The sequence below is a fragment of the bacterium genome, assembly GCA_040753555.1.
Lineage (GTDB): Bacteria > UBA9089 > UBA9088 > UBA9088 > UBA9088 > JBFLYE01.
This window is the reverse complement of record JBFMDZ010000075.1, coordinates 1-10,374: the sequence shown is the minus strand read 5'-3', so window position 1 is coordinate 10,374 and position 10,374 is coordinate 1. Positions and strand designations below refer to the sequence as shown.

Below are 10,374 nucleotides of genomic sequence, written 5' to 3'. Positions count from 1 at the left end.
TCCCCTTCTTTAATATCGGCAGATTTGGTATTTTTCTTAAATATTTCTTTTCTTTTTGTTTTTTTAACAATAATCCATTTTATCTTATTGTTTATATAGATTTGTAAAAAGTTGGGGAAGTTCTGGCAGAATAGATTTTTCATTGACAAATCTTGATTAAGAATACTATTCTTTATAAGAAGTGGCTAATATTTTAATTGTTGATGACGAAAAGGATTTAGCAGAGCTTTTAAAAGAGGTATTAGAGATGGAAGGGTTTGAAACCGATATAGCTTTTGATGGAAATTCTGCCCTTGAAAAACTAGAAAAAACAAGGTTTGACCTTGCCTTATTAGACATAAGGCTTCCTGGGATGAATGGCGTTGAGCTATTCTTAAAGATTAAAGAAAAAAATTCAGATTGCAAGGTAATTATGATGACAGGCTTTGCTGTTGAGGATATGATAGAAAGGGCAATATTTGAGGGTGCTTATGCCTGCATTCATAAGCCATTTAATCCAGGAAGGATAATTGAGGTTATTAAAAAGACCCTTTTAAATGATAAGATGATTCTAATTGTTGATGATGAGGTAGGGATAAGGGATTTCTTGAGTGAGCATCTAATAATGGAAGGGTTTAATGTCTTAAGTGCAAAGGATGGATATGAGGCCTTAGCTATTCTAAAGAAAAATAGGATTAATCTTATTCTTTTAAATTTTTGCCTTCCGGATATGGACGGGCTTTTGCTCTTTAAAAAAGCAAGAGATATTCATAAAGATATAAAGGTTCTTTTGATAACAGGTTATGACCTTACACAAATTTTGCAAAGGGAAGAGGCAAAATGGCTTTATGGCTCTATGAAGAAGCCTATTGATCTTGAACCCCTTTTAGATTTGATGAAGAAAGTAATTTAATGGAAATAGCAATTGGTGTAGGAAGAGAGAAAGAGGGGTTTAAAGCAGGAAAAGGGGCAGCATCTGAGGCGGCTAAAAAGATAAAAAAACCAAGCCTTATTATCCTTTTTTCCTCTACTAGCCTTAATATTCCTGATGTTTTAAGGGGAGTAAAAGATGTATTTACCGATTGTCAAATTATTGGATGCTCATCTTCAAAGGAGATAGCCTTTGACAGGGTTTTAGATAATTCTTGCGTTTTAATGGCTATTTCTTCTTCCCTTACAATAAAAACTGGGGTAGGAAGGGATTTTTCAAAGGATGGAAGAAAGGCAGGGGAGGAATTGGCAAATAGCCTTATAGAAGGAGTTAAGGAGCCAAGAGGGACACTTTTTCTTTTTTCTGATGGTGTGTCTGGAAATGGAACACAGATGGTTAAGGGAATTTATAATGTTTTAGGTCCAAATGTCAATGTAGTTGGGGGTGCAGCAGGTGATAACTGCCAATTCCTTAAAACATATCAAATTATAAACAATGAGGTATTAAGTGATTCTATTGTTGGAGCCTTAATCCTTTCAGATGCCCCAATTGTGGGTGTTGGAATAAAGCATGGCTTCACCCCTTATGGAGACCCTATGGTAATAACAAAGGCAGAGGGAAATAGAATTCATCAGTTGGATGGAAAGCCTGCCTTTGATGCCTATCTTTCCCATTTTAAACTTAAAGAAAAAATAGAACCAGATGATTTTAGAAAAATAGAGGAAACACATACCCATCCTTTGGGCTCACCACAGATGCGTGAAGAATACCTAATAAGACACTTTGTTTGCGCAAACCCTGATAGGTCAATAACCTGCTCTGCAGAGCTTTTACCAAATTCTGTTGTTAGGGTGATGAAAGCAACAAAAAATTCTTTAATTTCTGCTGCATCAGAAGCCGCAAATGAAGCCTTTGCTTCTTTAAGGGGTAAAAAACCAAAGGCTGTCCTTATATTTAATTGCATCTCAAGGGTTTGGATATTAAACGATGAAGCAGAGAGGGAAATAGATGAAGTAAAAAATGTCTTTGGAGAAGATATTCCCCTCTTTGGCTTCTATACCTTTGGAGAAATAAGCCAATTGAAAGAAGGGCCTCCTTTATTTCATAACAAAACCATTGTAGTCGGTGCGATTGTTTAATGAAAACCCTTGAGGAAAAGCTAACACATCTTTCAATCCTATATACAGTTGCAGCAAGTATAGGTGCTACAACCTCGTCTGATGAGGTTATAAGAATTGTTTTGGATGAGGCAATAGAATTTTTAAAAGCAGAATTAGGGGTTATTTTGCTGTTTGATAGGGAAAAAAATGTATTTTTTATTAAGGAAAAAATAGGCTTAAAAAAAGAGGGAATTGTAAAGCCTGATGAGTGGCTAATAAAAGAAATAGTAAATAAAGAAAAGCCTATAATTACATCAAAAGAGACCTCCATCTTCTTACCATATAAACCAAAAACAGTAATTGCCTTTCCTATAAGGGTAAAGAATGATATAAGGGCTATTCTTTTATTGGGAAAGATTAACCCTTTAAAAATTAGCAAGGAGGAAAAATGGATTTTAACCATTATGGTCAATAGGCTGGGTGTTGCTTTAGAAACATCAGGGCTTTATAGAGAGCTTAAAGAGGTAAAGGATGAGCTTATTGAAAAGGAAAAGCTTGCAACACTTGCCCAGATTGCCCAAGAGGCAGCCCACGAGATACGAAATCCCCTAAATGTTATAAAGGCAGGGATGTATCTTTTAGATAAAAGGTTTAAAAGCGATGCATGGTTTAAAGAGAAGATTCATAGGATGGAGGAGGCGGCAAATAGGGTAGAAAAATATATTGAAGAGCTTTTGGGTCTTTCAAGGCTTCCTATATTTGAAATAAAGGATATGGATATAAACAAGATAATAGATGATGCTTTGGTTGAATTTGGTATTGATAGGCTTTTTGGAATAAATGTAGTAAAAAATTTAGAAAAAATTCCTATTATAAAGGGAGACCCTGATAGGTTAAGGGATGGTCTTATCAATATTATCAGAAATTCCTATGAGGCAATGAATGGTAAGGGAAGAATAGAATTTACAACAAAGCCTTCTGATGGCCGCGTTCAAATAGAAGTTTTTGATACAGGGTGTGGAATAAGGGAAGAGTATATAAAAGATATATTTAATCCATTCTTTACAACAAAGAAAAAGGGAACAGGTTTGGGTCTTGCCATTGTAAAGAGAATAATAGATGCACATAAGGGAGAAATAAAGATAGAGAGCAAGGAAGGTGTTGGAACAAAATTTATTATCTTTCTTCCCGCTAATGCCTAAAAAACGAATTCTTATAATCGGTGCCTCTGGTCAGATAGGGAAAAGGCTTTATAAAGCTCTATTGGGAGACTATGAGGTTTTCGGGACATATTGCAAGAATAAAACAGGAAACCTTATCTATCTTGATATAACAAACAAAAAAGGGGTAGAAGCCATATTTTCTAAAATTAAGCCAGATATATCCATTCTTACATCAAGCCTTACCAATGTCAATAGATGTGAAAGCGAAAAAAGAGAAGCAAGAAGAATAAATGTTTTGGGTGTAAAAAATGTTGTTGAGGAAGCAAAAAAATACAACACAAAGCTTGTTTTCTTCTCAACTGACTATATTTTTGATGGCAAAGATGGGCCTTATTCAGAAGAGGCAATTCCAAATCCAATAAACTATTATGGAAAGACAAAGCTAATTGGTGAGGAAATAGTAAAAAGCCTTAAAGATTACCTTATCATAAGAACAACGGGTGTTTTTAGCTATAGCGAGGGAACAAACTTTGTCCTTCAGGTTTTACAAGAGAGCCTTAAAAATAAGGAAATAAGGGTTGCAAATGACCAGATAGGAAATCCAATATTGGCTGATAACCTTGTAGAATGTGTAAAAGAGCTTATTTTAAATGGTAAAAATGGGGTTTATAATATATCGGGTGATGGTCAAATTTCAAGGTATGAATTTGCTTTGGCTTTAGCCGATGTTTTCTCTCTTGATAAAAGGCTTATCCTTGGCTTTAAAACTAAAGAATTAGACCAAAGGGCTAAAAGACCATTAAGGGGAGGTTTGATAATAAATAAGGCACAAAGGGAGCTAAAAACAAAGATTTTATCCCCAAAAGATGGGCTTGTTTTAATGAAAAACCTTATTAAGGAAGAAATTTTAGGAGATATTCACAAAAATATAGACAATTATTATGCTTTATTTCACAAAAGCCAATTTAAGCAAGGAATTTCAAAGATTCATACAGGAGGAAGGGTTTATAATTCAGAAGAAATTAAGGCAGGGGTAGATGCAATTTTGGATTTCTATCTTACCTTGGGAGAAAAAACAGAGGAATTTGAAAGGGAATTTTCCAAATACCTTAAGAGAAGGTATAGCATTCTTGTAAATTCTGGCTCATCTGCTAATCTTTTAGCTATTGCAGGGCTTAAGTTAAAACCAGGTGATGAGGTTATAACGCCTGCCTCGGCATTTCCAACAACAATAAACCCAATAATCCAGAATAATTTAATCCCTGTATTTGTTGATGTTGAAATAGGGACATACAATCCAAAGCCAATTGATATAGAAAAAGCAATATCAGATAAAACAAGGGCTATAAATATAGCCCATACACTTGGAAATCCTTGTGAAATGGATAAAATTCAGGAGATTGCAAAGAGATACAACCTTTATCTTATAGAGGATTCTTGCGATGCTTTAAGTTCAAAATACGATGGAAGGCTTGTTGGAAGCTATGGAGACCTTTCAACATTTAGCTTCTATGCCGCACACCATATAACAATGGGCGAGGGAGGATGTATAACAACAAATAGCAAACCTCTTGCAGAAACCATATGTTCCTTAAGGGATTGGGGAAGGGCTTGTAATTGCAAGCCCTGTATCTTAACCAAAGACCCTAATGCCTCTTGCCCAAAGAGGTTTAAGGGTGAGTATGACAGAAGGTATCTCTATGAAAATATTGGATATAACCTTAAGGCAACAGAAGCTCAGGCAACAATTGGCATTGTTCAGCTTAAAAAACTTTCTCAATTTACAAAGACAAGAAAGAGAAATTTTGAATTGCTTTATGAAGGATTAAAAGAATTTGAGGATATATTTATCCTTCCTTTGTCTTTGCCAAAAGCAGAGCCTTGCTGGTTTGCATTTCCAATAACAATAAAGGAAGGAATTGAAAGAAAGAAGCTCATTCTCTACCTAGAGAAAAATAAAATAGAAACAAGGCTTTTATTCGCAGGAAATATATTGAAACAACCAGCTTACAAAGATATAAAATATAGGGTATCAGGCTCTCTTGATAATTCCAATTTTATTATGCAAAATTCATTCTTTATTGGTCTTTACCCAGGGATAACAGAGGAAATAATAGGCTATATCCTAGATGTATTTAGAAGGATTTAAGATGGATATAGAAAAGATAAGAAGGGATTTTCCAGCAATTCTTCAAAAGAGGAATAAAAAGCCTCCCATATACTTTGACAATGCCTGTATGACATTAAAACCAATTCCTGTAATTAAAGCAATAAATGAATACTATCACAAATTCCCTGCTTGTGGGGGAGGGAGAAGCTCCCATTGGTTTGCCAGCAAGGTTAATGAAAAAACAGAAGAAGCCAGAGAGATTATAAGAAGATTTATCAATGCAAAATCCGTCAATGAGATTATCTTTACAAAAAATACAACAGAGGGGATAAATCTTATAACCCAAAGCATTAAGTTTAAAAAGGGCGATATTGTCTTAACTACAGACAAGGAGCATAATTCTAACCTTTGCCCCTGGAAAAATCTGGAAGGAAAAGGGATTATTAAGCATAAAATTGTGGCATCTTGTGAAGACAATACATTTAACCTTGAAAGATTTAAGGATATGCTAATAAGGGATGTAAGGCTTGTAAGTATGGTTCATACATCAAATTTAGATGGCTATACAATACCAGCGGATGAGGTTATCAAACTTTCCCATCAAAATGGCTCTTTGGTTATGCTTGATGCGGCTCAATATGTTCCCCATAAAAAGATAGATGTCCAAAGCCTTGATGTTGATTTCCTTGCCTTTTCTATTCATAAGATGTGCGGACCATCCCTCGGTGTTTTATATGGAAAATATGAGTTTTTAAGGGAATTAGAGCCATTTTTGGTTGGAGGCGATACCATTGTTGATACATTCTATGATAAAATGCCTATCTATTTAAAGCCTCCCCATAAATTTGAGGCAGGCTTGCAGGATTATGCTGCAATTATTGGAGCTGGTGTAGCCTGCAATTACCTTTTAGATATTGGCTTTGAAAATATAGAAAAACAAGAAATGTCCCTAAATAAATTTTTGACCGAGAATCTTATAAATTATAAGGATATAGAGCTAATTGGACCAAAAGACCCAAGATTAAGGGGAGGAATCATTACATTTTTTATCAAAAGGCTTGGTCTGGGTGATATTTCCGAGCGTCTTGATAAAAAAAATAACATAATGACAAGAAGCGGCACATTCTGTGTCCATTCCTGGTTTAATGCAAAAGGAATAAACAGAAACATTCCTGCAATTAGGGCTTCTTTATATTTTTACAACACAATTGAGGAATGTAAGGTATTCCTTGAAACATTAGAGAGAATAATGGATGAAACAAAAAGCTACCCAAAACCCTGACATTATAACTACAAGTTAAAGGTATGTGTTTGGGTAGACGAGAAGAAGAAAGGAAGTTAAAATGAAAGAAAGCACGAAATCCGAAGCACGAAGCACGAAACAATATCTAAATTCAAAATTCTAAACATTAGAGTTTTCAGAATGGTTTGTATCTATCAACTCCAACCAATATTTACTCTCTTTTGCTTCTTTAACGGCAAATCTTTATTCTCATAACAAATAAATTATATTGTTTTGAATTTTCAATTTTAGTCATTTGAATTTGTTTTAAGATTTCGAATTTCGGATTTCATTTGTTCCATTAAAGCTAAACACATACTTAAAATTAAGTCTTTCCTACCTTTTACCAAAAACCCTTTAACTTTGCCTTCCAATCCTCTGGCGAGCTTGGAAATTCCTACTTTGTCTCTTACTTCCTAATTCTGATTGACTTTTTAAAGCCCTTTTTATAAAATAAGGCTATGAAGAATGATAGATTGGATAGGATAGAAAAAGGGATAGAAGATTTATTTATTGGGATAAAGGAATTAAAGGAAAGTCAAAAGAAGACAGATGGCCTGCAGCAAAAGACAGAGACCGAGCTTCAAAAAACAGATGCCCAGCTACAGAGAACAGAGATTGAGTGGAAAAAAATACATGCTGACCTTTCCAAAGAGATAAAGAATGTTGCCAAGATGGTAAAAGAAGTAACAGGCGGTCTGGAAAAGACAGATTCTCAGCTTTCCAAAGAAATAGAGAATGTTGCCAAGATGGTAGAAGAAGTAACAGGCGGTCTGGAAAAGACAGATTCTCAGCTTTCCAAAGAGATAAAAAATGTTAATAAAATGGTGGGAGAGATGACCGGTGGCTTAGGCAAGTTTGTTGAAGGTCTGGTTGAACCAAGGGCAATTAAGCTAGCAAAGAGCCTAAATATAAAGATAAGTGAAATACATCGCAGGGTAAAGGGATTTTATTCTTTAAATGGCACAGAGGAGGAAAGGGAGGCGGATATAATCATTGTGGGAGAAAGAAATAACAAAAAAACAGCCTTAGTTGTAGAGGCAAAAACAACCTTTGAACCAAGCGATATGAGCTATTTCCTTAACTGGTATAAAAGATTCTTTGACTTCTTTAAATTCTATAGAGACTGTGAGATAATCGCCGCAGTAGCAGGCGGAAGGTTTGGCGGCGGTGTTGAACTAAATGCCCAAAAAGAGGGGCTATTTGTTCTTGCCCCCTCACATGGAATAATAAAGGTCTTAAACCCCCGTGATTTCAAACCAGCGATATTAAGGTATAATGGAGAATAAGATGAATAATCTTAAGGTAAAGCGATATATAGAACAAACAGATAAATACATAGCACAAGGTGATAAAGATTATTTTTTTAACATTTTGATATTGTAACTACACATTTGTGAAAATTTATTGACAAGGTGTAAATTTATATTTAAAATATCAATATACTAAATACAAAGTGGTATTAGAAAAATATGACAAGGGTGTCAAATAAAAAAAGCACCCTTTTGTTTTTTTAAGGTGCAAGGAGGATAAAGAAAAAATGAATTTACAACAACCAAATGCGAATGATGCAACTCAAACATCAAATCGCTCAAGGAGTGTAGTGCCATCTAGTGGGCTATGTAGTAGATGTATAGATGGCTGCAAGGGAAACTGCGAGGTATTCAAAGCAAGCTTTCGCGGTAGAGAGGTTATCTATCCAGGGCCATTTGGCGAGATAACCGCAGGTGGTGACAAAAACTATCCTGTTGATTACTCACATCTTAATATTCAAGGATATGCTTTGGGTGCTAAAGGGCTACCAAAAGGAGTAGTTGGAGATCCAGATACAGCTACCTTTCCAGCGGTAAATACAGAGACCGAATATGGTTGGGATATTAAGGTTAAAATGTCTGTGCCTATCTTTACAGGAGCACTTGGCTCTACTGAGATTGCTCGCAAAAATTGGGAACACTTTGCTGTTGGTGCAGCAATAAGTGGCGTTACCTTAGTCTGTGGAGAAAATGTCTGCGGAATTGACCCTGAGCTAGAACTTGACTCTAACCACAAGATTAAAAAAGCACCTGATATGGATAGACGCATTGAAACCTACAAGCGCTATCATAAAGGATATGGCGAGATATTAGTTCAGATGAATGTGGAGGATACCCGCTTAGGCGTAGCTGAGTATGTCCATAGCAAGCATGGATTAGAGACAATTGAGCTTAAATGGGGGCAGGGTGCAAAGTGTATTGGTGGAGAGATTAAGGTAAGGTCTTTAGAAAGGGCATTAGAATTGAAAAAGAGGGGCTATATTGTAACCCCTGACCCATCAGACCCTGTAATTCAGCAAGCCTTCCATGATACTGCCATCAAAGAATTTGAGCGTCATAGCAGGCTTGGGTTTATTGATGAAGAGAGTTTTTATAAAGAGGTTGAAAGGCTTCGCAATATTGGTTTTAAGAGAATAACCCTAAAGACAGGTGCTTATGGCTTGCGAGAATTGGCTATGGCTATTAAGTGGTCGTCAAAGGCAAAGATTGACCTTCTCACGATTGATGGTGCAAGTGGTGGAACAGGAATGAGCCCCTGGCGGATGATGGAGGAATGGGGTATGCCTTCCCTTTATTTACATGCAGCTTCCTATGAATTCTGCAAGAAGTTAGCTGATAAAGGCGAAAAAGTGCCAGATATTGCCTTTGCCGGCGGATTTTCCAGTGAAGATGGCGTTTTTAAAGCATTGGCTCTGGGTGCTCCATTTACAAAGGCGGTCTGCATGGGAAGGGCATTGATGATACCAGGAATGGTGGGCAAGAATATTGCCAAATGGATAGAGGAGGAGGATATACCCAAGACAGTTCATGAATACGGGACAACCGTTGAGAAAATCTTCGTCTGCTACGAAGAGGTAGCTAATCTGCTTGGCAAGGATGAGATGAAAAATCTTCCTTTAGGTGCACTTGGCATTTACAGCTATTCACAAAAGATTAAGGTAGGGCTTCAGCAGATTATGGCAGGAGCACGCTGCTTCAACATCAATGCCATTACCAGAGATGAGCTGATGTCATTGACGGAAGAATGCACTAAGGTTACCGGTATCCCTTATTTAATGGATGCTTACCGAGAAGAGGCAGAAAAGATATTAGCGGGGGGGGTTAGTTGATAAAGAGCCGCATTTAGATACCACAAAGTATCAAAACAGACAAAGGCGTTTGTTGGTTAATCTGGACAAACGCCTTTCGTTTTTTCAAAACAAAAAATGATAGTAATCTTTTGCTGTTTTAAGTTAAATTAGATAGATACCAGCAGAAAGGTATAAGGCTAGTCCATATCCCCTGCCTTAAAAAGATAGATATTTTGTGGCTTCTTTCCCTTTTTTCCTCTGGAATAGATGGGATTTTTGTAATTGCCTGTGATGAATGCAGAGATCTTGCCAAAGGAAGGGTTGAGTATGCAAAGAGGCTTCTTAAAGAGATAGGCTTAGAAGAAGAAAGGTTACAATTATATGAGCCAAAAGAAATAGGGAATATAATGGATAGGATAAAAGCCATCCCCAAAAATCGTATGGGTTTAGCTTTAATGGAACAAATGAAATCCGAAATTCGAAATCCGAAATCTTAAAACAAATTCAAATGACTAAAATTGAAAATTCAAAACAATATAATTTATTTGTTATGAGAATAAAGATTTGCCGTAAAGAAGCAAAAGAGAGTAAATATTGGTTGGAGTTGATAGATACAAACCATTCTGAAAACTCTAAAGTGTTAGAGAAAGAACAACAGGATTTAATTGAAGAAGCCATAGAATTGATGATGATTTTCAGTTCTATA

The 10,374-nt window shown here is 36.0% G+C and carries 9 protein-coding genes; all 9 read left to right on the top strand.

The genetic code is table 11. The features are described from left to right. Positions 1–181 precede the first annotated feature (181 nt). Positions 182–892 (top strand): response regulator, encoded by a 711-nt coding sequence (locus AB1630_07245; protein MEW6103588.1) that lies wholly within the window; start codon positions 182–184, stop codon positions 890–892. Further along, complete coding sequence (locus AB1630_07240; protein ID MEW6103587.1) at positions 892–2,049, top strand: FIST N-terminal domain-containing protein; 1,158 nt, start codon at positions 892–894, stop codon at positions 2,047–2,049. The genes AB1630_07245 and AB1630_07240 overlap by 1 nt, the downstream gene beginning before the upstream one ends. Next, positions 2,049–3,212: an ATP-binding protein gene (locus AB1630_07235; protein MEW6103586.1), complete on the top strand. Its 1,164-nt coding sequence runs from the start codon at positions 2,049–2,051 to the stop codon at positions 3,210–3,212. Before AB1630_07240 ends, AB1630_07235 begins: the two co-directional genes overlap by 1 nt. Then, complete coding sequence (rfbH, locus tag AB1630_07230) at positions 3,205–5,322, top strand: lipopolysaccharide biosynthesis protein RfbH (protein MEW6103585.1); 2,118 nt, start codon at positions 3,205–3,207, stop codon at positions 5,320–5,322. The genes AB1630_07235 and rfbH overlap by 8 nt, the downstream gene beginning before the upstream one ends. After that, on the top strand, positions 5,303–6,565 hold the full coding sequence (locus tag AB1630_07225; protein ID MEW6103584.1) for an aminotransferase class V-fold PLP-dependent enzyme: 1,263 nt from the start codon (positions 5,303–5,305) through the stop codon (positions 6,563–6,565). Before rfbH ends, AB1630_07225 begins: the two co-directional genes overlap by 20 nt. A 461-nt stretch (positions 6,566–7,026) precedes the next feature. Beyond that, the gene (locus tag AB1630_07220) at positions 7,027–7,854 is read left to right on the top strand and encodes a hypothetical protein (GenBank protein ID MEW6103583.1); all 828 of its coding nucleotides are present in this window, start codon (positions 7,027–7,029) and stop codon (positions 7,852–7,854) included. Between the two features lie 251 nt (positions 7,855–8,105). Then, complete coding sequence (locus AB1630_07215; protein ID MEW6103582.1) at positions 8,106–9,707, top strand: FMN-binding glutamate synthase family protein; 1,602 nt, start codon at positions 8,106–8,108, stop codon at positions 9,705–9,707. A gap of 152 nt (positions 9,708–9,859) precedes the next feature. After that, positions 9,860–10,165 (top strand): hydrogenase iron-sulfur subunit, encoded by a 306-nt coding sequence (locus AB1630_07210; protein ID MEW6103581.1) that lies wholly within the window; start codon positions 9,860–9,862, stop codon positions 10,163–10,165. A gap of 11 nt (positions 10,166–10,176) precedes the next feature. After that, on the top strand, positions 10,177–10,374 hold a 198-nt coding region (locus tag AB1630_07205), incomplete at its 3' end, for a hypothetical protein (protein ID MEW6103580.1).

Excerpts from the sequence above, each read along its gene's own strand:
- AB1630_07225 (MEW6103584.1), top strand. The coding sequence starts at position 5,303 with ATGTATTTAGAAGGATTTAAGATGGATATAGAAAAGATAAGAAGGGAT.
- AB1630_07220 (MEW6103583.1), top strand. The coding sequence starts at position 7,027 with ATGAAGAATGATAGATTGGATAGGATAGAAAAAGGGATAGAAGATTTA.
- AB1630_07240 (MEW6103587.1), top strand. The coding sequence starts at position 892 with ATGGAAATAGCAATTGGTGTAGGAAGAGAGAAAGAGGGGTTTAAAGCA.
- rfbH (MEW6103585.1), top strand. The coding sequence starts at position 3,205 with ATGCCTAAAAAACGAATTCTTATAATCGGTGCCTCTGGTCAGATAGGG.
- AB1630_07215 (MEW6103582.1), top strand. The coding sequence starts at position 8,106 with ATGAATTTACAACAACCAAATGCGAATGATGCAACTCAAACATCAAAT.
- AB1630_07235 (MEW6103586.1), top strand. The coding sequence starts at position 2,049 with ATGAAAACCCTTGAGGAAAAGCTAACACATCTTTCAATCCTATATACA.